Source organism: Streptomyces sp. NPDC004609 (assembly GCF_042873655.1).
GTDB lineage: Bacteria > Actinomycetota > Actinomycetes > Streptomycetales > Streptomycetaceae > Streptomyces.
On sequence record NZ_JBIALS010000054.1, the window covers coordinates 1 to 22,257 of the forward strand.

The following is a 22,257-nucleotide window of genomic DNA, read 5'->3' on the forward strand; positions in this document are numbered from 1 at the left end:
CGTACCGGCCCAGCGCGGGGAAGCAGGAACCCACCGAGACGGTCAGCCGACCGTGGTAGGAATCCCCGGGCTTTAGCCCAGGGAGCGGAAGTCAATCCGTGATCAATGCCGGGGACGGCAAGCAGTACATCGGCGATCTCGGGAAGCGACACTACGGTGTCATCGAACTCACCCGGCCGACGACAGCGGCCAGTGTCTGGGGCACCACGCTGTGGACCCCGGGCAGGACCGCCGGAAGCGTGGCCTGGTACGACCTCAAGTCGAAGAAGAAATCGGCGGATCTGACGCTCGGATCGGGCTGCGTGCCGAACGAGCTGCAGGCTGTCGGACGGTGGATCCACTGGAGCTGTGCCAAGCCTGTCAAGGCGGGGGTGTGGGACCAGAAGACCCGTCGGAGCATCCCTGTCCCGACAGGTGAGGCGCGGCTCGGCGACGGCTTCCTGGTGCGCAAGGTCGGCGGGACGCTGATGATGACCGACTTCCACACGGGCAAGGCGACCACGACCGAGTTCGCGGTGGTGCCGTCGGACGGACTGTGGGCCGTGGACAAGTTCGGCGGGGAGGTCGCGTTCACCGGCGCCGACCAGTCCGTCACCGTTCGCCGGGTGAACGTACCCAAGCCCGCGATCGGAGTCATCGAGGGCGATACGGACCCCTGGGTACGGCTCGCCAGCCCGACGCGCCTGTACCGCACCTGGGACGCCCGCTGGCAGCTGAACCGGCCGCCTGCCGGATGGAAGGTCGCCTTCACGGACGTCAACGGTCGTACGGTCCGGACCATCGCCCTCCCGGGATCCACGGGCGCGCAGATCAAGGTGAGCTGGGACGGCAAGGGCGACTCCGGCAGTACGGTTCCCGGTGGCGTGTACACCTGGACCGTGACCGCGGACCCCGGTGACGGCAGCGCTCCGCGTGTGGTTCAGAGCGGAAAGCTCATTCTCTCCGGCGGGCTCGACGGCCGGCGGGACTACAACGGTGACGGCGCTCCAGAGGTCCTGAGCAGGCGCGGGAGCGATCTCGGCGGGCACCAGGACTTCACGAGGGACAGCCCGACCGGTTCATGGCAGACCATCGCGCGGGGCTGGAAGAACATCGACGCCGTCGTCCCCATGGACGACATGACCGGTGACCGCTGCAACGACATCGTCGTCCGCACCGCCGCCGGTGAGCTCGTCCGCCACAACGGCAACTGCGGCGGCGTTCCCGGCCCCGCCTCCCCCAAGGCGACCATCGGGGGCGGCTTCGGCACCTTCGACACGGTCGTGTCCACCGGGGACCTCACCGGCGACGGCCGCGCCGACATCCTGGCCCGCAAGAAGACCACCGGCCTGCTCTACCTCTACGCCGCCAACAGCACGGGCGGCCTGCGCTCCGGCGTCAAGATCGCGGGCGCGTGGAAGGGACTCACCCTCATCGGTACGGGCGATATGACCGGCGACGGCCACGGCGACCTCATGGTCCGCGACTCCGGCGGCGAACTCTGGCGCTACAACGGCACCGGCAAGGGCACCTTCAGGAGCCGGGCCCTCGTCTACAAGGACTGGGGCGCGGGCCGCAACGCCTTCGTCGGCGCCGGCGACATCAACGGCGACGGCAGGAACGACCTCATCTCCCGCGACACCTCCGGCCGCCTCCTGCGCAACCTGGGCAACGGAGCCGGCTCCTTCGGCTCGACGGTCCAGGTCGGCACGGGCTGGGGGATCTACCAGTCACTCCACTGACACCGGCACGAGGGTGCGGTGCCCCCGTACGGCGCGGGGGCACCGCCCGGGGTACGGCCCCGCACCGCACCCCGCCCCGGGCCGACGATCCCCGACTCCCGACCCCATTGATCGGATACCCGATCGGCTCCCGGGTTCGCTCCGGCTATGCTCAGGTGTGATGTCGCCGAGGGCCGTTAGCTCAATTGGCAGAGCAGCGGACTTTTAATCCGTTGGTTGTGGGTTCGAGTCCCACACGGCCTACCACCCAGCCCCAGGTCAGAGCTCCGTTCTGATCTGGGGCTGCATCATGTTCGAGAGCATTTCGAGTACATGCTCCACCGATGCTCAACCGAAGTGCAAACGATCACGACACAGAGAAGCCCCGGTCTGCCCGCGACGGGGGCGCCGGCAGACCGGGGCCGGGGATCCGCCCGCGGCGGGTGCGGGGCCGCGGGCGGGGGCCTCAGGGGTTGGGCTTGGCGACGACAGGGACCATGGCTCCGGGCCCGGAGCCGGTGTCCAGCCACCGCATCGCCACCGGGACCTCCGGACGCCGGGCCGGCGGCGCTGCGGCCCGGAGAGCTTCTGCGAGCTGCTCGGCGATGTTCGGCCCGGGCATGCCTATCTCCACGTAGGCGCGGCCGGAGGCGGTGACGACAGGGCGGATCGACTGCCGCACCCGCTCGGGAACGCCGAGGCTGGCGAGCGCGTCCTGGAGCGCCTGGGCCGCGGTCTCCGCTGTGATGCGGGCATTCCGCCACGTCTGCATCTCCATCACACCGCCCCGGCAGGCGGGCCGGTGAGGAGGTACAGCGGGATGATGCTCCGTTTGCTGGCGCACGCCTGGTGCCCGTAGATCGCGCGCCGTAGCTGGCCGGGTGAGCCCGAGGTCATGCGGATGCACGCGTCGGCGCCGCCACCGGGTCACCTCCTTCGAGGTGGTGTGCCGGATCGCCGATGGACTCCGTATCCCCGGACACCTGCTCGGCCTCGCCCCGCGCCCGTGGGAGAAGCAAGAGCAGACCCAGCCACCAGAGTTGCCGGACAGGCGCCCGGCCGCTGCCGACATTCCGTGGCGGCCGGACGCCACCGTGGACCTGGCGGCAGACCTGACGAGGAGCGATCTCGTGATGGACCGGCGCGCACTCACCCTCGCCCTGGCCGGCGCTGCGGTGACCGGCGCTGCGCTGCTCGACTCGCTGGAGGGGTGGCTCCAGCCTGCGGCTGTCCTGCCTCCGCCCGCTCGCCGGGGGCGACTGGGGATGCGGGAGATAGACGAGCTGGAGACGACCGCACGCGCGTTCCGGCAGTGGGATCACCGATACGGCGGAGGGCTGCGGCGCAAGGCGGTCCTCGGTCAGCTCGCCGAGATCGCCGGTGCGCTCGACGAGCACCAGGCGCCGGACATCGAGACGCGCCTCTACCGGATCATGGCGCAGCTCGCCGGGACCGCGGCGACGATGGCGTGGGACTCGGGGCTGCACCACCGGGCGCAGGAGTACTACCGCCTCGCGCTGCGGGCAGCGCACGCGGGCGATGACCAGGTGTTCGGGGCCAACGTGCTCGCGGGGATGGCCCGGCAGATGCTCTACCGGGACCGGCCGGACGACGCGCTCCAGCTCATCCAGCTCGCCCAGGAAGGTGCCCGTGACGTCATCGGGCCCCGGGTCCGGGCCATGCTCCACACGCGTGAGGCATGGGCCTACGCGGCGCAAGGGCGGACCGCAGGGTTCCATCGGGCGACCGCACGTGCGGCTGAAGCCCTCGCCGAGGCGGGTACGGGCGAGGACGAGCCGTACTGGATCGCCTACTTCGACGAGGCAGAGCTGGCCGGAGTCACCGGGGGCCGACTGCTCGACCTCGCCCGTCAGGACCCTCGGCGGTATGCCGACCGGGCAGCGAACGAGATCCGTACGGCCCTCTCGTCACGCGGCACAGAGGCTGGCCGCTCCCACGCGCTCGACAGGATCGGCCTCGCCGAGTGCCGCTTCCTCGCCGGAGACATCGCGGGCGGTGCAGAGGACACACACCGTGCGGTCGCTGCGGCACGGCTCACGCAGTCCGGCCGGGTCCGGGCACAGCTCGGCCAGCTCTACCCCTACACCGTGGGGCACAGCGCCTCGCGACCCGTGCGCGACGCGCGGGATAGTATCCGCGACCTGCTGTCGAACTGACGAGGAGCGACGGATGACGACACTCGCCGTGACCGGGCACATGGACCTGACCGAGGAGAGCATCCCGCTCGTACGGGCCGCGCTGCGGGATCTGCTGGCTCGGCACAGTGAGGGCCTGACCGGGGTGTCCTGCATCGCAGCCGGAGCCGACTCGCTGTTCGCGCAGGAGGTCGTGGCGGCCGGCGGGCAGCTGGTCGTCGTGATCCCCTCCCAGGACTACCGAGCCATGAAGGTCAAGCCGGACCACGCGCCCGTTTTCGACCACCTCGTCGAGGCTGCCGCCGAGGTGCTGACCCTGCCCCACGAGACAGCGAACCGGTCAGCGTACGAGGCAGCGAACGCCGAGCTGCTGGCTCGCGCAGACCGGCTCGTCGCCGTGTGGGACGGCACCCCGCCGTCAGGCAAGGGCGGCGGCACCGCAGACACCGTCGAGGATGCCCGTGCGGCTGGCACACCGGTCGACGTCATCTGGCCGACCGGCGCCGCACGCCGAGGCTGACGCGGCCAGTAGCTGTACGGGCGTCGGCCCTCCCGCGGGAGGCTCGGGAGGGACGGCGCGGGCAGGGTCCGGGCGGACCCGCATGGGGACCACCCAGCCTCCACCCGGCCGGACCTGCGCGCCAGATGCCGGGCATGACGAAACCGCCCCCTTCCCGCGTGAGGCAGGAAGGGGGCGCAGTGCTGGTGCGGAGTGTGTGGAGGACCGACGCCGAAGGGCCCTGCGCGACCGCCTGCCCGTGATGTTGGATGGCCCAGAGCTGTCGGCGCGGGCGTGCCGCGAGCTTGAGGGCATCCGGTACGCGATCCGCCTCGCCGAGGCGTGAGAGGAGACGGACAGTGGCTGACGGCCTGTCCGCAGTTGCGCACTTCCTGTACGAGTCGGGCACACTCAAGCAGGCCCGCAGGACCGGCTGGTGGATGGCTGGTGTCCGGGACCCCGAGAGCGTCGCCGAGCACTCCTGGCGTACCTCACTGATCGCCTCCGTCATCGCCGAACTGGAAGGGGCCGACCCCGCACGCGCGGCCTTCCTCGCCGTCTGGCACGACTCCCAGGAGACCCGCACCGGAGACGTGAACCATCTCGGCAAGAAGTACGCCCCCGGCGCCGACCCGCAGGACGTGACCGCAGACCAGACCACCGGCATGCCCGAGGCACTCGCATCAACAGTGCGCGACCTCGTCGCGGAGTACGAGGCGAAGGAGACCGCCGAAGCCATCTGCGCCCGGGACGCCGACAAGCTCGAATGCCTGCTCCAGGGCATCGAGTACAAGGCACAGGGCTACGCGAGCGCCCAGCGGTGGATCGACAACAGCCGCGCCCGCCTGGTCACCCAGACCGCCCAGCAGCTCGCCGACGAACTCCTCGCGCACGGCCCCCTCGACTGGCTGCGCACCGCCATGGGCGAGAAGCCGTAGCCCGGAGGGGACGAAGCTCGCGCCTTCCTGCGAGGCGGGAAGGGGAGGGCGTCCTGCCCGTGCTTCAGGCCGCCCGGGTCCGTCCGGCGGGGAGGTCCAGGGCGGACCCACATGGGGAGGACCAGCCTCCACCCGCCGGGCACGGACGCCTGATGCCGGGTATGACGCGAAGGCGCCCCCTCCCGCACGAGGCGGGAGAGGGCGGGTGGGGCGGATGACCGACCGCTCCGCGGCTCGGCCGTGTCAGGGCATCTGGGCGCAGTTGACGTTGGCGCCGGCTATGTAGTCGCAGACGTTGAACTGGACGTTCCTGACGTTGTACAGGGTGATGGCGGCATGTGGGTTTCCGCTGGCGGAGGTGGAGGCGATGGTCGTCCAGCCGCCGCCAGCCGGGACGGAGTGCCACGCGCCGCCGGAATACTGCTGGTAACGGAGGCGGAGATGCCCGACCCCATTGCCCGGGACGCAAAGGTCCTGCACCGTCAGGCTGTAGCCCGCGTCATAGTGGCCCGGAGCCCACTGAGTGTCCCAGTAGTCGCCACTCACGTACGTGCAACTGGGGTTAAGGCTGTAGCCGTCCCTGAACCACTGGGCGCCGTTTTCACCGGCGCTGGCGGGTGCCTGCGCGACGCCGAGGGCGAGCGCTGTCGCGGCGAGCGCGACGGCGAGGCGAGTCCGTGTCCGTAATCGGCTGAGCATTGCATCCTCCTGGATCGGTGGGCAGTGCGTGCGTGCCAGAGTGCAGGCACGGGACCGAGTACTGCCATGACAATCCCTGCACAGCCCTGGGAGATACGTGCACATGGCGGCGCCGGGCACCCGCGCACCCACCACATGGCGAGGCCGCCCCCGCCCGACCCCGAGGGCCGGACAGGGGTGTGTGCCAGGGGTACTGGCGTCGTGCCGGATCCAGCCCCAGCAACATCAGGCCCCTGGGCGCTGAGGGTGGCCCGGTCCCGGTGTCGCCTGGTCTCCGGGGCCCGGGTGCACCGGGGGATTCGGACGGGTCGGGATCTTCGGGGCCCCTCAGGTGGGTCCGGGATTGGCGTATGCGGCATGGTGGTTCGCCTGACCGGCTCGGTCCCGTGACCCGAACTCCGAAGGCGTAGAGGCATGAAGCGGCTCATCGCACGTATCTGGCACCTCATCCGCGGTCCGGTGCAGTGGCGGGTGCTGTGGCTGGCGCATGCGAAGTTCATGGTCGGGGTCACCGGGGTGGTGCGTGACGGGCAGGGGCGGGTTCTTCTGCTGCGGCACCGGATGTGGGCCGAGGGGCGGCAGTGGGGGCTGCCCACCGGATACGCCCTCAAGGGCGAGGAGTTCCCGCGGACCGTGGTCCGGGAAGTCAAGGAGGAGACGGGGCTCGATGTGGAGACGGGCGAGCTGGTGCGGCTCACCAGTGGCTACCGGCTCCGGGTGGAAGTGGCCTACGAGGCGAGACTCGTCGGCGGGACCCTCGACATCGACCCGTTCGAGATTCTGGAGGCGCGGTGGTGCCTGCCGGACGATCTGCCGGAAGGGGTGCAGCAGTCGCATCTGAGCCTGATCCGGCGCGAGAAGGGCTGACAAGGGCGGGGCCCGGTCCCGGCGTGACGCGGGTGGTTGTGGCGGGGGCCGGGGCTTCCGTTGTTTCCTGAAGCCAGTGAATAGTACGTGCTGCGTAGTACGTGGCGCGTACTATCAAGGGATGCGTACCCACGACGCCCAGACCCTCGTCCTGTCCGCCCTCGCCGACGGCCCCTTGCACGGCTACGCCGTCAACACCGTCATCGAGAAGCTGTCCGGCCGCCGCCTCGGGGCGGGGAGTCTGTACGGGGCCCTCGCGCGGCTGGAGGACAAGGGGCTGGTGGAGCCGCTGGAGGGGCAGGGGCGGCGGCGGCCGTTCCGGCTGACGGATCTCGGGCGGGGGGCCCTGGAACGGGAGGCGCGGTCCATGGCCAGGGTGAGCGGGCATGTCTTCGAGTCCGCGACACCCGATGAGATCCGGTATCTCGACCGCGTCGCGGCGAGCACCGCGGGCAGTTCCTACAAGCACGTCATGCTGCACACGCTCGGTCTGCGCGCCGGGCAGTCGGTGCTCGACCTGGGGTGCGGACCGGGGACCGACCTGGAATCCCTGGCGCGGGCGGTCACCTCCTCCGGCGCGGTCATCGGCGTCGACATCAGCGCGGAGATGGTCGACCGGGCCCGCCGGCGTATGGCGGGCCTGCCCGGCGTGGAGGTACGGAACGGGGACGTCCACCGGCTCCCGCTGGCCGACCGGAGCGTCGACCGCGCACGTACCGACCGGGTGCTCCAGCATGTCGAGAACCCGCTCCTGGCCCTCGCGGAGGTCCGGCGCGTTCTGCGCCCCGGCGGGCGGCTCGTGATGGGGGAGCCGGACTGGGACTCGCTGGCGATCGACGCCCCCGACCTCGATGTCTCGCGCGCCTACACCCGGCACATCACCGACCGGGTCGTACGCAACGGGGTCATCGGACGCCAACTGCCCCGGCTCGCCGAGGAGGCCGGCTTCACGGTCACGTCGGTCGTCCCGGTGACCTCGGTCTTCCGCGATGTACGCGCCGCCGACGACATCTTCGGCCTCCAGCGGACCACCGAACGCGCCGTCGCGGCCGGGTATCTGCCCGCCGACGCGGCACAGCCCTGGCTCGACCACCTCGCCGAGGAACCGTTCTTCGCCGCCGTGACGCTGTACGTCGTGGTGGCGGAGGCCACTGACGCGGCGGAGGCGACAGACGTGGCGGAGGCGACTGAGGTGGGGGAAGCGGCGGAGGCAGAAGGGGAGGCGGGGAGCGCGGAGTCGGCGGGCACTCCGGACCTCACGGGCACCTGAACACTCCGGACGTCACAGAGCCGGGGCACGGTGGACGGACGCGCGGATACGCGGGCGGACGTCCGAGCCCCCTCCCGGCGGAGGGGGCCCGGGGCGCGTCTACGGCGCGGGCTCGTACGTGACCTCGTCACCGGCGCAGCCGACGGCGAGGGCGTACAGCCGGTCCTGCTCGCTCTCGTCGACCGCCAGATCCCAGCGGAGCTTGGTCGCGGTCCATTCGGTGACGTACCGGCAGAGGGCGTCCGGCGACGGCGGCAGCCATTCGGCGGGGTCCTGGTCGGCCTTCTGGCGGTTGGAGCGGGCGGTGACGGCGACGAGCGAGGCGGGTGCGCCCTGGTCGTTGGCGTACGCCTCCCGTCGCGCGGCGTTCCAGGTGTACGCGCCCGAGTCCCATGCCTCGGCCAGCGGGACCATGTGGTCGATGTCCAGGGCTCCGGCCGGTGTCACGACCTGGTCATCGTAGTACGACCACCAGGAGCCGCCGGTCAGCGCGCACCTGGCGCCCACGGCCGGCGCATCGACGGCTTCCGCGATCAGGACCTCCGCCCGGGTGTTGCAGCCGTCGTTCGCGTCGAGGCCGGTGTTCCAGTGCTTGAACGAGTCGCGCTGATAGCCCTGCCTGTTCTCCAGGGCGACCGAAAGCCGGCTCACCGCGACGACGAGAGGCAGTGTCTCGGCCGCGCGGGCCGCCGGAGCGGCGGGCGGCACGGAAGCCGTCACGGGCGTTGCGACCGCTGTGGTCGTCACAGCCGCGGGAGCAGCGGGAGCCGCCGGGGCCGTGGGGGCCGCGTGGGCGACGGGCGTCGTGGTGAGAGCGAGGGGCAGAAGGGTGAGGGCCGCGGCCGTGGCGGCGCGCGTCAGGTTCTTGATCACGTCAACCTGAGTACGTGCGCATCACCCTCACGAGGGGCACTGAACCGGGCGACTGCGCCATCCGGGCGCGCGAGTTCACCGTAGAAACGTTTCCCTAAACGCGCCCCCACGCCCAGCCGTACGCCCCGGAGCGCACCCGCCCGCGCGCCCATCGCCGCGCGCCCCCGTCACCCCGTACACGCCCACCACCCCCGTACGCCCCGTCCCACGCAAGCCCCCGGGCGCCGACCCACCGCCCGGCCCCGGCTCCCGCCCACCCCCGCGACAACCCCCACAACCCCCGAAACCGCGACGACCGCCCCGCCTCCGCATCCGCACGGCGCCCGTGACCACCCGTCCCCCGGGACCGTTGTCCCCGGCATGACCAAGACACAGCGCATCCTCGCCGCGGTCGCCCTCGCCGCCGGAGCCTCCGCGATGGCCGTCACCGGGGCGAACGCCGCGGGCCACACCTCCGGTCACCCGGGCACCGGGTCCGGGCAGTCGGCCCCCGACCAGACGGCCGCCGAGGCGACCTCCCTCGGCCAGCTGAACAAGCTCAAGGAACTCAACCAGCTCAACCAGCTCATGGAGGTGCCCAACCGGCTCGCTCCGCTGACCGACCCCGTCACCCAGCTCGCGGGCGGGATCCAGTAGCCGTCACCGCCTCTTCCCGCCCCTCAGCCCCTGCCCGACGAAGGGCTTCGCGGACCGCCGGAGACCCTCGCGGGCAGTCCGCCGAAAAAAGTCGCGGAAATTCTCGCGGTGCCTGTCGAGAACCCGGCCACGGCTCCGACGTTCCCTGTGAGAGTTGCCCGGGAGAGGGCAACGCCGCCACCGAGGGAGCGAAGTCATGAAGTATCTGGTGATGGTCCAGGGCAGCCAGGCGAGTTACGCGGCCATGGCGGGCAAGGCGTCCGAGGGCAACCCCGCGTGGAGCGAGAAGGAGCTCCAGGCGATGTTCGAGTTCATGGGGGCCGTCAACAACGACCTCGCCGAGTCCGGCGAACTGCTCGACGGCAACGGACTCTCCGACCCCGCCGAGACCCGCTTCGTCCTGGCGGGCAAGGACGGGCGGCCGGTCATCACGGACGGCCCCTACAGCGAGACCAAGGAAGTGGTCGCCGGCTACTGGCTGCTTGAGTGCGAGAGCCTCGACCGCGTCACGGAGATCGCCTCGCGGGTCGCCGCCTGTCCGGTTCCCAAGGGCTCCGTCCCCACCCCGGTCGTCATCCGTACCATCCCGGAAGTCCATCCTCTTGAGGACTGACCGAGCCGCTTGCGGACCATACGGACGGGCCGGACCGTTCGGACCTCGTACGGACTGAGCGGACCGCCCGAGACGGGCCGAAACCGGCTGAAACCGGGTGCACTGATCGCAGTCGGTGAGGTGTGCGTGTCACCCGGGTGTGATATCTACACCTGAATGAGCCGTACGACCACGATCGAGGACCTGCTGCGCCACAACGCGCCGCAGGTCCTCGGTGCGCTGGTGCGGCGGTACGGGCACTTCGACCTCGCCGAGGACTCCGTACAGGAGGCACTGCTGGCCGCCGCCGAACAGTGGCCCGGCAGGGGAATCCCCGACAATCCGCGCGGCTGGCTGATCAGGGTCGCCTCGCGCAGGCTGACGGATCTGCTGCGCAGCGAGGAGGCGCGGCGGCGGCGCGAGGAGACCGCCGCGAGCCTCACCCCGCGTGACGCGTTCACCGCGCCGCCGCCCGGTGAGGGCCGCGCACCCGCCGAGGACGACACCCTCACGCTTCTCTTTCTCTGCTGTCATCCCGATCTCAGCCCCGCCGCGCAGATCGCTCTGACACTGCGCGTGGTCGGCGGGCTGACCACCGCCGAGATCGCCCGGGCGCACCTGGTGCCGGAGGCGACGATGGCCCAGCGGATCAGCCGGGCGAAGCAGAAGGTCAGGGGGGTGCCGTTTCTGCCGCCCCGGCCCGAGGACCGGGACCAGCGGCTCGCCGCCGTGCTCCAGATCCTCTATCTGATCTTCAACGAGGGCTATACGGTCACATCGGGCGCCGCGCTGCACCGCTCCGACCTGGCCCGGGAGGCGATCCGGCTGACCCGTGCCGTGCGGGAGCTGCTGCCGCGCGAGGGTTCGGTCACCGGGCTGCTGGCGCTGATGCTGCTCACGGAGGCGCGCGGTGCCGCCCGCTCCGGGCCGGACGGCGAGCTGATGCCGCTCGACGAACAGGACCGCGCCCTCTGGGACCGCAAGGCCATCGAGGAGGGCATCGCCCTGGTCGAGGAGGCTCTCGGGGCGGGACCGGCCGGGCCGTATCAGCTCCAGGCGGCGATCGCGGCCCTCCACGACGAGGCGGAGCGCCCCGACGACACCGACTGGCCGCAGATCCTCGCGCTGTACGACCTGCTCGTACGCGTGGCTCCGGAACCGATGGCCGAGCTGGGGCGGGCCGTGGCCGTCGCGATGGTGCGCGGGCCCGAGGCCGGGCTCGCCGAGGTCGCCGAACTGGAGGACCGGCTCGCGGGCCACCACCGGCTCGACGCGGTCCGCGCGCATCTGCTGGAGCGGTCCGGCGACACGGAGGGCGCACGCGACGCCTACCGCCTCGCCGCGGAGCGCACACTCAGCCTGCCGGAGGAACGCTATCTGCTGGCACGCGCGGCCCGTCTGGAGCCCTGACCTGCGGGCGGGCCCGTGAACCGGGCCCGGAGACCGGTTCGCTGCCCTGCCCGGACCGTTCCCTTCCACCCGTTCGCGTGCGCCACTTGACCTTGACGCGACGTCAAGATCTACCGTTCAGGGCATGGAGTGGTCGATCCAGGAAATTGCCCGCCGCGCCGGCACGACGAGCCGGACCCTGCGGCACTACGACGACATCGGGCTGCTGGAACCCAGCCGTGTCGGCGGCAACGGCTATCGCTACTACGGCCCGGACGCGCTCGTGCGCCTTCAGCGGATTCTGCTGCTGCGCGAGCTGGGTCTCGGACTGTCCGCGATCGCCGAGGTGCTCGAAGGACAGCAGGACACGTCCGCCGCGCTCCGGGCCCATCTGCGGCTCCTGGAGCAGGAGCGCGAGCGCATCGGGCGGCAGATCGCCTCGGTGCGGACCACTCTCCACAAGACCGGGAAGGGAGAGGAACTCATGGCCGAGGAAGTGTTCGACGGCTTCGACCACTCGCGGTACGAGCGGGAGGTGACCGAGAGCTGGGGCCGGGAGGCGTACGAGCGGGGAGACCGCTGGTGGCGTTCGCTCGACGAGCACCAGAAGCGGGACCACCGGGAGGCGCACGAGGCGATCGCGAAGGACTACGCCCTGGCCCTGAAGGACGGCAGGTCCGCCGACAGCGACGAGGCGCAGGCGATCACCGGCCGGATGTACGAGTGGCAGGCGTCGACGGGCGGCATCGGCTCGCTGACCAAGGGGCATTTCATCGGGCTCGGTGAGATGTACGTCGCCGACGAGCGTTTCGGCGTCCATTACGAGAAGTACGGGGAGGGGACGGCCGCGTTCGTCCGGGACGCGATGGCGGTGTACGGGGAGCGCCACCTCAGCGACTGATCACCGGTTTTCCGGGCCGAACTCCGGCTTTCAGGGGCCACCGCGTCGAAATGGGAGTGGATCTTGCTCCGGATGGCGTAGGGTGGTGTTCACCGACGCGGGGTGGAGCAGCTCGGTAGCTCGCTGGGCTCATAACCCAGAGGTCGCAGGTTCAAATCCTGTCCCCGCTACTGAACGCCGATGGCCCGGCACTCGTCAGAGTGCCGGGCCATCGGCGTGTCCCGGGACCCGTCGGTGTGCGACCGCGGTCGACGTGCCTCCCGGCATCCGGCACGTATCCCGCGGCGGGCAGACCGACGCCCGCCCCCGGCGCGTGACCGGTGTCCGCGCTCCGGCCCGTGCCCCCGCACCACCGGGCCCTCGATGTGTGACACGCGCGGCAGGGGCCGAGGGTGCGTCCGGCGGGGGTGTCCGGCCGGGCCCCGCGGACGCCCGGCAGCCACCCGTACCCCATTCGGCCGATGGCGGCTCGCTCCCCGGCCGGGTTCGGGCGAGCCTGGAGGGGGCGCGGTACCGGGCCGCTGCCGCGCGGGCGGACCGGGGAGGAGTGCACCCTTGGCGGACGTGGAGCAGCGCAATGGATACGGTGCCCGCCGCTTCCTCCGCATGCTGCCGGTGCTGATGATCGTGGGCGGGGTGACGTACGACCTCCTGACCCCGGCGTACTACACGGGTGTGCCGCTGTTCGCCGCCGCCCCGCTGGTCGCGGCCCCCTTTTTCTCCTGGATCAACACGCTGCTGACCGGGATCACGGCGTCCCTCGCGGAGCTGTCGCTGCATCTGTACGACAACACACTCACGCAGTCCGCCGGATACACCGAACTGACCACCGTGGTCACCGTCTCGCTGCTCGCCTTACTCATCAACCGGGTCGTGCGCCGCAGCGGGCGGCGGCTCGCCTCGGCGCGGGTCATCGCCGAGGCAGCCCAGCGCGCCGTGCTGCCCACGCCCGCCGAGATGATCGGCGGGCTCCATATCGCCGCGCGGTACGAGGCGGCGCTCGCCGACGCCTTCATCGGCGGTGACCTCTACGCCGTACAGGACACCCCGTACGGAGTGCGGCTGGTGGTGGGGGACGTACGGGGGAAGGGGCTGGGGGCCGTCGAGACGGTGGCTGTGATCATCGGCGCGTTCAGGGAGGCGGCCGAGCAGGAGAGTTCGCTGGAGGGTGTCGCGGAGCGACTGGAACGAGCGCTCGTCCGTGAGGCCAAGCGGCGGGGCAGCCTGGACACCTTCGAGGGGTTCGCCACGGCCGTACTCGCGGAGTTTCCGCGGGGGCGGGGGGCCGTACGCCTGGTCAACCGCGGTCATCCCGAGCCGCTGATGCTGCGCGGCGACGGCCGGCTGGACGCGCTCGCGCCGCGTGAGTACGCGCTGCCGCTCGGCATGGGCGAACTGGGGGAGTGGCCGGACCGGGCTGAGGAGTATCCCCTTCCGGTGGGGTCCACGCTGCTGATCTACACGGACGGGCTCTCCGAGGCCCGGGACGCGGCAGGGGACTTCTACGACCCCGCTGTCCGGCTCACCGGCCGGATCTTTCCCGGTCCGGGGGAGCTGCTGGACGCCCTGGTCGACGACGTACGCCGGCATACGGGCGGCGGCGCCACGGACGACATGGCACTGTTGGCGGTCACCCGGGCGGGTGAACGTCGGCCGACACGCCGGAGAACGATGTCGGTTGTCCCACAGCCGGGAGCGCCGGACGGTCCGCCGTGATGAGAGGCGGGCAACACCTTCATGAGACTGCTCTCATCCCGGCCCCCGCACGGTGGGTAGTGAAGTACGGCCGCCCCTTCGGAATGTGACGAACCCTCAGCGGTGTGATGTCGGCCGAGCGGCCATCGAGTCGCCCGACTCCGGTCGCTTGTGTCCTGGTTGGTCCGGCGCGCGGTCCCGAACGATCAACCGGAACAGCTTGGAATCCGGTCCCCGTGTCTATTAACGTTCGATAACGCAACGCGGTTGTCCCAGCCGTCGTCAGGGCGGCACCGCGTGCGTGCGCCGAATCCCGCAAGGGAACCGGGGAACCACCTTTTGGGGTGAATCGGGCGCCTTCGCACCCTGCGGAGGAACTCGTAGGAGACCTTCCTGCTCCGAACCCGTCAGCTAACCCGGTAGGCGAGAAGGAAGGAAAGGAGTACGCCTCAGTGGCGTCCAACAGTCCTGCCCCGGAGGCACCTGCCAGGTCCGGCGTCTTCAGCCCAGAAGGGGCCGAACGGTCCTTCGGAGAGTGGAACCCCACCGAGGACACCGTCCGTCCGGTGCGCGGCCGGCACCGTGTGATGAAGCAGCGGGGCGGACTCGCCCGCAGTTCCACGGTGCTCGGCGTCGGTGTGATCGCGGCGGTCGGCGCGGGCGGTATCGCCACCGCGCAGAACAAGCCCGCGGTCGCCATCACCCTCCCCGACGGCATCGCGGAGAACCTTCCCGACGGCCTGAAGCCGTCCGAGGACTCCGGCGACGGCGGCACCGCGCTCGCCGCGATGGGCACCATCGGCGGCAGCGAGGCCGAGACGGCCGACGGTGCCGAAACCGGCGACCGGGCCCAGGGCGCCGGTGAGGCCCTGCGCTCCCGCATCCTTCAGCAGGCCGAGCAGCAGCAGTCCCAGGCGGACGCCGAGAAGAGGGCCGCCGCGGAGAAGGCAGCGGCCGAGAAGGCCGCCGCCGAGGCGAAGAAGGCCGAGGCGGAGGCCAGAGCGAAGGCGAAGGCCGCGAAGAAGAGGGCCGAGGCGGAAGCGAAGGCCAAGGCGGAGGCCAAGGCCGAGGCCGCACGCCGCGCCAAGCTCGCGAAGAGCTTCTCGCTGCCCACCTCCTCGTACACGATCACCTCCACCTTCGGCCAGTCGGGCTCGCTCTGGTCCTCGGGCCAGCACACCGGCCTCGACTTCGCCGCCCCGTCGGGCACCCCCGTCAAAGCCGTGACCGGAGGCACCGTCAAGGCTGCGGGCTGGGCGGGCTCGTACGGCTACCGCATCGTGCTGGAGCTGAACGACGGTACGGAGGTGCTGTACGCGCACCTGTCGTCGATCAACGCGAGCGCGGGCCAGAAGGTCGGCGGGGGAGAAACGATTGGCCGCGTCGGAGCGACCGGCAATGTGACCGGCGCCCATCTGCACCTTGAGGTCAAGACCCCCGGCGGAAGCACGATCGACCCGGCGTCCTGGCTGCGGAGCAAGGGCCTCGCCATCTGATCCTGCGAGGGATTCCCTTCCTCCGGTTCCGGGGGCGGGTTCCGACCGGGCGGGCCCTTACCACCCCGCCTCCGTCCTCGGGTCCGTGTGCGTGTGCCGTGCTCGTGGCTCGTGTCCGTGCAGGGGGCGGGCCTGCTGTCCGGGACGGGCGGGCCCGCGCCTCGGCGACCCCGTACCGCCGGACCGGCCGAGCTGTACGGGACTGCCCGGACCATCCGGACCGCGGAGCCGGTCGGGACCACGCGGACGGTCCGCATCGCGGAGAGGCCCGGATCGCGGAGAGGTCCGGATCACCGAACTCCGGCAGCCCTGGCGCCCACCCCCCGGTGTCAGGGCTGCCGGTCCGTACGCGCGCCTCCGCCCCTCGGCCCCTCCGGTACGAGCCGTGGGGGCGCCCGTACTCAGGCGCGGTAGGGGTTGTACCCCTCGTAGTCGCGGTGCGGGGGCGGCACCCGGACCCGTCCGGTCGCGCGGGCCGCGTAGGTCAGCGCCGGGCCCGCCCAGTCCTTGCGCTGCCACATGTGGTGCAGCAGTTCCTGCTCCCGCTCGGTGAAGTCCGGGTCCGCGGCACCCCGCTCGGCCCGGTGGCGCAGGAACGCCAGCGAGGTCGCGAACCGCTGGTACTCCGACACCGCGTGCGCGGCGGCCGGTCCGTGCGTACGCCGGGCCACCTCACGCGCGGTCTTGCGGGCCTTCATCGACGACAGGGCCGGCGGCTCGGTGGGGGAGAGCCAGCCGGCGGCCGCGTAGGCGGGCAGCTGGGCCGAGATCGTGCGCAGTTCGCGCTGCCGGGACCAGATCGTCAGCCAGGTGAGCAGTCCGAAGACGGGGACCATGAACACCCCGTACACCACATAGAAGCCCCAGGGGCCGAGCAGCGAAGCCGAGCCGTTCCACAGCGCGTGCATGCCGATCGCCAGGGCGAGCCCGGCGAGCGGCAGCGCGATTCGCCGGACTCTCGCCCGCCGCGCCGCCATGGCGGCGAATCCGAAGCCCAGACCGGTCAGCACCGTGAACAGCGGATGCGCGAACGGGGACATGACGATCCGTACGAAGAAGGTCGCCGCGGTCACCGAGGCGAAGCCCGACGAGCCCGCGTCCTGGTCCTCGTCGAACGCGGTGCCCAGATAGAGGATGTTCTCGGTGAAGGCGAAGCCGGTCGCGGTGAAACCGGCGACCACGACACCGTCGACGAGGCCGGTGAAGTCCCGTCTTCGGAAGACGAAGATCAGCAGGATCGCCGCGGCCTTCGCGCTCTCCTCCACCACGGGGGCTATCACCGTCGCGCCGAGGGCGTCCGCGCTCGTGGGGTCGGCGGTGGCGGTGGCTATCCAGCGGGTCGCGAAGGTGTTCGCGATGATCGCGACGAGCGCCGCGGCGAACGCGCCCCAGGCGAACGCGAAGACCAGATTGCGCCAGGGCCCCGGCTCGACCCGGTCCAGCCAGCGGAACGCGGTGGCCAGCAGTGGCACGGGCAGGACGGCGAGCCCGAGGCCGACGAGGAAGCCCTCCGTGCCCGTCTGCTCCCGTACGAGGGCGAGGATGACGAGCCCGGACAGCGCGAGCAGCACGATGAGGACCCCGGCCCTGACCGCCCTGTTGTGCCACAGCCGCGAGGCCCGGCGCGGTCGGTAGCGCCAGCGGGCCCGCTCCGGCATCGCGGCGAACACCGGCTGCCGGTCGAACGCGGGAACCGCGGGGTGCGCCGCCGTCCGGGGGCCGGGGGAACCCGCCGCCGGAGGCGGCGGTCGGCCCGCCGGACAGGGCGGCGGATGCTGGGTCGACGGCTCGTACACCCGTCGACCCTAACGACAGGTACCGACAACTGGCGATGGCACAGGGGGGTGGCCGGTGGTCGCACGCCGGGGGCGCCCCTGGGCGGGCGTGCTTCCGCGGGCGCCCCCGGCGTGCGACAGGGCGACACGCCTCGGACTCCGCTGCCGCTGCCGCCGCGCTTGTGGAGAGCGCGGCGCATGAGCCGCCGGCCCGGCGGCTGGGGTCCCGGGTGATGCCCGCGCCTCCGCCCGGACGGCGCGCGCCCTTTCGGGCCCGAAGGGAGGCGGTCGCAGCGGGTGCGGCCGCCTGCGACTGCTACGCCACGGCTTCGGGCGAGATCCCTGCGCGGCGCCGGAACAGCAGGTCACGCACGTGGTGCCCCTTGTCCAGCCCCTGCCCCTCGAAGCGGGTCAGCGGCCGGAAGCCGGGCCGGGGGGCGAAACCGCCGTCCTCCCGGGTGTTCTCGAAGTCGGGGTGCGCGGAGAGGACTTCCAGCATCTGCTCGGCGTACGGCTCCCAGTCGGTCGCGCAGTGCACGATCGCGCCGGGCTTCAGATGCCGGGCGGCGAGCGTGAGGAACTCCGGCTGGATCAGCCGCCGCTTGTGGTGCCGCTTCTTGGGCCAGGGGTCGGGGAAGTAGACGCGCAGCCCGTCGAGCGAGTGGGGCGCGAGCATCTCCCGGAGCAGGATGATCGCGTCACCGTTGGCGACCCGGATGTTGGACAGGCCGTTCCGCTCCGCGAGACCGAGGAGATTGCCCTGCCCCGGTGTGTGCACATCGACGGCGAGGATTCCGGTCGTCGGGTCGTCGGCGGCCATCCGGGCGGTGGCCTCACCCATGCCGAACCCGATCTCCAGCACGACGGGCAGCCCGCCGAACAGCGTGTCCAGATCGATGGGCCCGCGCCCGTCGATGTCGAAGCCCCAGGTGCCCCACAGCCGCTTGAGCGCGTCCTCCTGCCCCGCGGTCACCCGGCTCCGGCGCGGCTGAAAGCTCCTGATCCGCCGCTCGTGGTGGGACCCCGCAGGATCGGCGGCCGGCCCGCCGGGGAAGCGGGGCTCACTCCGGGGGCGCACGGGGACGCCGGATTCGCGATCGGCGGCATGATTTCGAAGGACAGACACAATGCCCCGATTCTACGCCCGCCCCGCCCCTCCTCCCGGGCCCGGCCGGGGAGGGAACACCCGGCGCGCGGACCGGGTGCGGCTCGGACCGGGGACACGGCACCGGGTGGGACCGGTGGGACGGAGCGGCGGCCCGGGGCACGGGTGCGGCTCGGACCGGGTGCGGCGGGCGGACCGGTCACCTCACCGCGAGCACCCGCCTCGCGATCTCCCGCCCGATCGGGAGGGACGCCGTCGCCGCCGGGGACGGCGCGTTCAGAACGTGCACGATCCGTGGTGTCTCCCGGATCAGGAAGTCGTCCACCAGCGTCCCGTCCCTCAGCACCGCCTGGGCACGGACCCCCGCCGCCACGGGTCTCAGCCCGGACTCCGTCACCGGGGGCAGCAGGCGGCGGACCGCCGCGGTGAAGGCGGACCTGGAGAGGGAGCGCCGCAGCTCACCCGCTCCGTATCGCCAGTGGCGCCGCGCGATCCGCCACGATCCCGGCCAGGTCAGGGTCGCCGCCAGCTCCCGGGGCGACACCACCGGCCAGCGGTATCCCTCCCGGGCCAGCGCGGGCACCGCGTTCGGCCCCACATGGACCCCGCCGTCGATCCCGCGCGTGAGGTGGACGCCCAGGAAGGGGAACGCCGGGTCCGGCACCGGATACACCAGCCCCCGCACCAGCGAGGGGTCCGCCAGCTCGTAGTACTCCCCACGGAAGGGAACGATCCGCATCCCGGGGTCGTCGCCCGCCAGCCGCGCGACCCGGTCGCAGTACAGCCCCGCGCAGTTCACCAGCACCCGCGCCCTGAGCACCGTCCCCGCCGCCGTGCGCACCGCGACTCCCCAGGGACGCCGGTCCACCGCGGTGACCTCCTCGCCGCAGCGGATCTCCGCCCCGGCCGCGTCCGCCTCGATGGCCAGCCGCTCCGCCACCGCCCCGAAGTCGCACACCCCCGTCGTGGCGACCCGGATCGCCGCGAGGCCCCGCACCTGCGGCTCGTACTCCATGATCTGCGCGGGTCCCAGCTCCCGCACCGGAATCCCGTTCTCCCGGCCGCGCTGGACCAGGGCGTGCAGCCGGGGCAGCTCGTCCCGCCCGGTCGCGACGATCAGCTTGCCGGTGACCTGGTGCGGGATGCCGTACTCGGCGCAGAACTTCACCATCTCGGCCGCGCCCCGCACCGCGAACCGCGCCTTCAGCGACCCCGGGCGGTAGTAGATCCCGCTGTGGATCACTCCGCTGTTCCGCCCGGTCTGGTGGCGCGCGGTCCCCGGCTCCTTCTCCAGGACGACCACCCGGGTCCCCGGAGCGGCACGCGTGAGCGCGTACGCCGTCGACAGGCCGACGATCCCGCCGCCGATCACCAGCACATCGCAGTCGAAGTCCTGCCCGAACGCCATCACCGCGCCACCTCCCACCCCGATAGTGCACTGGCCCACTGACAATGGAGCTAAACCAGCCGAAACCGAAGTGAGAGTCGCGGCCCGGCGCAGGCCGGGCCCGGTGCGAGGCGGGAAAGCCGGGCAGGAGGCCCCGGGAAGCCGGTGCCTCGGACGCCGTACCGGCACCTGAGCCCCGGGTCACGTACCTACACCGGCGCCGCCAGCAGTGGTCTCGCCCGCTCCCGCAGTTCCGCCACCCGGGGCTCGTCCCCGTACGGTTCGAGCCGGTGCAGCAGATCCCGTACGTACTCCGTGGTCCGCGCCGACGAGATCCGCCCGGCGACCTCCACCGCGCGCGTGCCCGCCGCGCACGCCGCGTCCAGGTTCCCCGACTCCAGCTCGGCGACCGCGCCCACCACCAGCCGCAGGCCGTGCGAGCGGACGAACTCCTCCGTCGGCTGCGAGAGCGCCTGCTCGGTGAAGCGCCGCACCTGCCGGGGCGCCCGCAGGTCGCGGTAGCACTCGGCCGCGTCCGCCGCGAAGCGGTCGTACGAGTAGAAGCCCAGCCAGGACGGATCGGGATCGCCCTCCCGCGCCCGCTCCAGCCAGCCCTCCGCCGCCTTGAGCGCGGCCCCCGCCGCGACGGCGTCGTTCGCCTTGGCGTGCGCCCGCGCCTCCACCAGCCGGAAGAAGCTCATCGTGCGGGCGGTGGCGAGCCCGCGATTGCGCTCCAGCGCCGCCTGCGCGAGATCGACTCCCTCGTCGGCGAAGCCGCGGTAGATGGATTGAAGTGACATCGATGCCAGGACATAGCCGCCGAGCGGGACGTCGGCCGCCGCGCGCGCGAGGCGCAGTGCCTGGATGTAGTACCGCTGGGCCGCCTCCTGCTGCCCGGTGTCGAAGGCCATCCACCCCGCCAGCCGGGTCAGTTCGGCGGTCGCGCCGAACAGCGCGCGGCCCACCTCGTCGGAGTACGACCCGAGCAGCAGGGGTGCCGCGTCCACCCGCAGACACTCGGGGACCATCGACGAACGCCAGTCGCCGCCCCCGTACTTGGAGTCCCAGCGGCGCGCGTCCTCCGCGGCCTCGCGCAGCTTGGCGACATCGCTGTGGCCCACGCGGGTGGCCGTGTCCTCCGCGGCCGTGCCCTCCGGCGAGCGCTCGACCGACGAGTCGGCGGGCGTTATCAGCCAGCGGGAGGCGGGGGTCGCGTAGGCGCTCACGGCGAAGGAACCGGCCAGCGACTGCCAGATGCCGCCGCTGCCGCCGCGCCGGCCGGCCAGATCGAGCCGGTACAGATCGGTCGCCGACTTCACCGCCGCGCCCACATCGCGCGGGAACGCGAGCCCGACCTCGGGCGCGGGATCCGCGTCGGCGAGGCCGATCTCGTGGAGCGGCACGGGCCGGCCGAGCTTCGCGCCGATCGCCGCGGCTATGAGATGGGGCGCCGCGCCCTGGGGCACCATGCCCTTCGACACCCATCTCGCCACGGACGTCTTGTCGTAGCGGAGTGTCAGACCGCGCTGCGCTCCGAGGTCGTTGACCCGCCGGGCGAGCCCGGCGTTGCTGATTCCCGCGAGGGCGAGAACGGTGCCGAGCTTTTCGTTCGGCCCGCGTTGCTCCCTGGACATGCGCCACCCCTCGACACACAGACGGCCGCCGCGTCGCTGTCCGGCGCGCGGCATTCGTACTGAGTCCTCCCCGGTGGGCGCGTCCCGGTGCACGCTGCGGGCTCCGCTTCCGCCCCCGGCTGCGTCCCGGTTGCAAAAGCTCCTGGCTGAGCCCTTCGGAATATGCCCCTCGGTTCAGAACATCAGTAAACACAGCGTAGTTCGCCGCATCCCGACCGTTAAGAGGCGGTGTTCCGTATGGCGAGATTGTTGTGCGTTGGGGCGAACCGGGCGCGGACGCACCGTGAACGGCCCCCGGTTGGCGTGTCCTCGCCGGGTTCGTCCGCGAGCCCCCGCGCGGCCCCCTCTCCGTGCTCCGGTCAGTGATCCGGTCCGTGTCCCTTCCCGTGTCCCTCTCCATGGCTCTCTCCGTGGTGTGGACAGTGGCTCCGTCAGTGGCTCGGTCAGTGCCCCGTTCAGCGGCCGTCCGGGCCCGGGCGGGCTCCCGTCCGTGCGTCCGCCCGTGCTCCGGGTGTGTGGCCGTGCGCCTGTTCGTGCGCTCTGGTCCCGGGGGTGGTGGGAGCGCTTCCATGAGAGTTGCGTGGGTCGGCCCGCTGCGTACGGGAACCAGTGGGCTGGGGGACACCGCCGCCTTCATCCCCGCGG

Annotated in this window: 19 protein-coding genes, 2 tRNA genes, 1 pseudogene and 1 riboswitch; of the genes and pseudogenes, 15 read left to right on the plus strand and 7 right to left on the minus strand. The window is 72.0% G+C overall.

Translation table 11 applies throughout. From position 1 onward, the window contains the following. The first annotated feature begins 98 nt into the window (after positions 1-98). Positions 99-1,721, plus strand: coding sequence for an FG-GAP-like repeat-containing protein (locus ACFYT4_RS33530; protein ID WP_389277817.1), 1,623 nt, complete (start codon positions 99-101; stop codon positions 1,719-1,721). Positions 1,722-1,891: 170 nt separating this feature from the next. Beyond that, positions 1,892-1,967 (plus strand) — tRNA-Lys (locus ACFYT4_RS33535). Between the two features lie 199 nt (positions 1,968-2,166). Here the strand turns inward: ACFYT4_RS33535 and ACFYT4_RS33540 are convergent. Next, positions 2,167-2,478, minus strand: coding sequence for a hypothetical protein (locus ACFYT4_RS33540; RefSeq protein ID WP_389277820.1), 312 nt, complete (start codon positions 2,476-2,478; stop codon positions 2,167-2,169). A gap of 103 nt (positions 2,479-2,581) precedes the next feature. On the opposite strand from ACFYT4_RS33540, the gene ACFYT4_RS33545 reads away from it, so the two are divergent. From ACFYT4_RS33545 to ACFYT4_RS33560, 4 genes and pseudogenes are all read left to right on the plus strand, one after another. Beyond that, the gene (locus ACFYT4_RS33545) at positions 2,582-3,877 is read left to right on the plus strand and encodes a hypothetical protein (protein ID WP_389277823.1); all 1,296 of its coding nucleotides are present in this window, start codon (positions 2,582-2,584) and stop codon (positions 3,875-3,877) included. A 13-nt stretch (positions 3,878-3,890) separates the two neighbouring features. Then, entirely contained in the window at positions 3,891-4,376 is a 486-nt protein-coding gene (locus ACFYT4_RS33550) for a hypothetical protein (RefSeq protein WP_389277826.1), read from the plus strand. 214 nt (positions 4,377-4,590) lie between these two features. Further along, positions 4,591-4,701: pseudogene (locus ACFYT4_RS33555) on the plus strand (transcriptional regulator); the annotation flags it as partial. A gap of 13 nt (positions 4,702-4,714) precedes the next feature. Then, positions 4,715-5,293, plus strand: coding sequence for an HD family hydrolase (locus ACFYT4_RS33560; RefSeq protein WP_389277829.1), 579 nt, complete (start codon positions 4,715-4,717; stop codon positions 5,291-5,293). 243 nt (positions 5,294-5,536) lie between these two features. On the opposite strand, the gene ACFYT4_RS33565 is transcribed toward ACFYT4_RS33560, so the two are convergent. Further along, the gene (locus ACFYT4_RS33565; protein WP_389277832.1) at positions 5,537-5,992 is read right to left on the minus strand and encodes a hypothetical protein; all 456 of its coding nucleotides are present in this window, start codon (positions 5,990-5,992) and stop codon (positions 5,537-5,539) included. A gap of 414 nt (positions 5,993-6,406) precedes the next feature. On the opposite strand from ACFYT4_RS33565, the gene ACFYT4_RS33570 reads away from it, so the two are divergent. Both ACFYT4_RS33570 and ACFYT4_RS33575 read left to right on the plus strand, forming a co-directional pair. Continuing rightward, positions 6,407-6,859 carry an NUDIX domain-containing protein gene (locus ACFYT4_RS33570; protein ID WP_389277835.1) on the plus strand — a complete coding sequence of 151 codons (453 nt, stop codon included), beginning with the start codon at positions 6,407-6,409 and terminating at the stop codon, positions 6,857-6,859. A gap of 121 nt (positions 6,860-6,980) precedes the next feature. Beyond that, on the plus strand, positions 6,981-8,129 hold the full coding sequence (locus ACFYT4_RS33575) for a methyltransferase domain-containing protein (protein WP_389277838.1): 1,149 nt from the start codon (positions 6,981-6,983) through the stop codon (positions 8,127-8,129). 99 nt (positions 8,130-8,228) lie between these two features. On the opposite strand, the gene ACFYT4_RS33580 is transcribed toward ACFYT4_RS33575, so the two are convergent. After that, entirely contained in the window at positions 8,229-9,002 is a 774-nt protein-coding gene (locus ACFYT4_RS33580) for an HNH endonuclease family protein (RefSeq protein ID WP_389277841.1), read from the minus strand. Positions 9,003-9,362: 360 nt separating this feature from the next. Between ACFYT4_RS33580 and ACFYT4_RS33585 the strand changes: the two genes are divergently transcribed. The 7 genes from ACFYT4_RS33585 (at position 9,363) to ACFYT4_RS33615 (ending at position 15,711) form a co-directional block, all read left to right on the plus strand. After that, positions 9,363-9,638 carry a hypothetical protein gene (locus ACFYT4_RS33585; protein WP_389277844.1) on the plus strand — a complete coding sequence of 92 codons (276 nt, stop codon included), beginning with the start codon at positions 9,363-9,365 and terminating at the stop codon, positions 9,636-9,638. Between the two features lie 196 nt (positions 9,639-9,834). Next, on the plus strand, positions 9,835-10,251 hold the full coding sequence (locus tag ACFYT4_RS33590) for a YciI family protein (protein WP_389277847.1): 417 nt from the start codon (positions 9,835-9,837) through the stop codon (positions 10,249-10,251). Between the two features lie 156 nt (positions 10,252-10,407). Then, a complete protein-coding gene (locus tag ACFYT4_RS33595; protein ID WP_389277850.1) occupies positions 10,408-11,640 on the plus strand; it encodes an RNA polymerase sigma factor in 1,233 nt (410 codons plus the stop codon). Between the two features lie 124 nt (positions 11,641-11,764). Then, a complete protein-coding gene (locus tag ACFYT4_RS33600; RefSeq protein WP_389277853.1) occupies positions 11,765-12,520 on the plus strand; it encodes a MerR family transcriptional regulator in 756 nt (251 codons plus the stop codon). 96 nt (positions 12,521-12,616) lie between these two features. Then, positions 12,617-12,690: transfer RNA gene (locus ACFYT4_RS33605), tRNA-Met, on the plus strand. A gap of 385 nt (positions 12,691-13,075) precedes the next feature. Continuing rightward, entirely contained in the window at positions 13,076-14,236 is a 1,161-nt protein-coding gene (locus ACFYT4_RS33610) for a PP2C family protein-serine/threonine phosphatase (RefSeq protein ID WP_389277856.1), read from the plus strand. 273 nt (positions 14,237-14,509) lie between these two features. Further along, positions 14,510-14,656, plus strand: a riboswitch (cyclic di-AMP (ydaO/yuaA leader). An 11-nt stretch (positions 14,657-14,667) separates the two neighbouring features. After that, a complete protein-coding gene (locus ACFYT4_RS33615) occupies positions 14,668-15,711 on the plus strand; it encodes a M23 family metallopeptidase (protein ID WP_389277859.1) in 1,044 nt (347 codons plus the stop codon). 401 nt (positions 15,712-16,112) lie between these two features. Here the strand turns inward: ACFYT4_RS33615 and ACFYT4_RS33620 are convergent, their stop codons facing one another. The 4 genes from ACFYT4_RS33620 to ACFYT4_RS33635 form a co-directional block, all read right to left on the minus strand. After that, positions 16,113-17,369 (minus strand): PrsW family intramembrane metalloprotease, encoded by a 1,257-nt coding sequence (locus ACFYT4_RS33620; protein WP_389277888.1) that lies wholly within the window; start codon positions 17,367-17,369, stop codon positions 16,113-16,115. A gap of 433 nt (positions 17,370-17,802) precedes the next feature. Then, positions 17,803-18,612 carry a tRNA (guanosine(46)-N7)-methyltransferase TrmB gene (gene trmB / locus ACFYT4_RS33625; protein WP_389277861.1) on the minus strand — a complete coding sequence of 270 codons (810 nt, stop codon included), beginning with the start codon at positions 18,610-18,612 and terminating at the stop codon, positions 17,803-17,805. 178 nt (positions 18,613-18,790) lie between these two features. Continuing rightward, a complete protein-coding gene (gene lhgO, locus ACFYT4_RS33630; protein ID WP_389277864.1) occupies positions 18,791-19,999 on the minus strand; it encodes an L-2-hydroxyglutarate oxidase in 1,209 nt (402 codons plus the stop codon). A 188-nt stretch (positions 20,000-20,187) separates the two neighbouring features. Continuing rightward, positions 20,188-21,612 carry an MFS transporter gene (locus tag ACFYT4_RS33635; protein WP_389277867.1) on the minus strand — a complete coding sequence of 475 codons (1,425 nt, stop codon included), beginning with the start codon at positions 21,610-21,612 and terminating at the stop codon, positions 20,188-20,190. Positions 21,613-22,257: the final 645 nt, after the last annotated feature.

Coding starts and splice junctions, on each gene's coding strand:
- ACFYT4_RS33540 (WP_389277820.1), bottom strand. CDS start 2,478: ATGGAGATGCAGACGTGGCGGAATGCCCGCATCACAGCGGAGACCGCG.
- ACFYT4_RS33550 (WP_389277826.1), top strand. CDS start 3,891: ATGACGACACTCGCCGTGACCGGGCACATGGACCTGACCGAGGAGAGC.
- ACFYT4_RS33565 (WP_389277832.1), bottom strand. CDS start 5,992: ATGCTCAGCCGATTACGGACACGGACTCGCCTCGCCGTCGCGCTCGCC.
- ACFYT4_RS33570 (WP_389277835.1), top strand. CDS start 6,407: ATGAAGCGGCTCATCGCACGTATCTGGCACCTCATCCGCGGTCCGGTG.
- ACFYT4_RS33575 (WP_389277838.1), top strand. CDS start 6,981: ATGCGTACCCACGACGCCCAGACCCTCGTCCTGTCCGCCCTCGCCGAC.
- ACFYT4_RS33585 (WP_389277844.1), top strand. CDS start 9,363: ATGACCAAGACACAGCGCATCCTCGCCGCGGTCGCCCTCGCCGCCGGA.
- ACFYT4_RS33590 (WP_389277847.1), top strand. CDS start 9,835: ATGAAGTATCTGGTGATGGTCCAGGGCAGCCAGGCGAGTTACGCGGCC.
- ACFYT4_RS33595 (WP_389277850.1), top strand. CDS start 10,408: ATGAGCCGTACGACCACGATCGAGGACCTGCTGCGCCACAACGCGCCG.
- ACFYT4_RS33600 (WP_389277853.1), top strand. CDS start 11,765: ATGGAGTGGTCGATCCAGGAAATTGCCCGCCGCGCCGGCACGACGAGC.
- ACFYT4_RS33620 (WP_389277888.1), bottom strand. CDS start 17,369: ATGCCGGAGCGGGCCCGCTGGCGCTACCGACCGCGCCGGGCCTCGCGG.
- lhgO (WP_389277864.1), bottom strand. CDS start 19,999: ATGGCGTTCGGGCAGGACTTCGACTGCGATGTGCTGGTGATCGGCGGC.
- ACFYT4_RS33635 (WP_389277867.1), bottom strand. CDS start 21,612: ATGTCCAGGGAGCAACGCGGGCCGAACGAAAAGCTCGGCACCGTTCTC.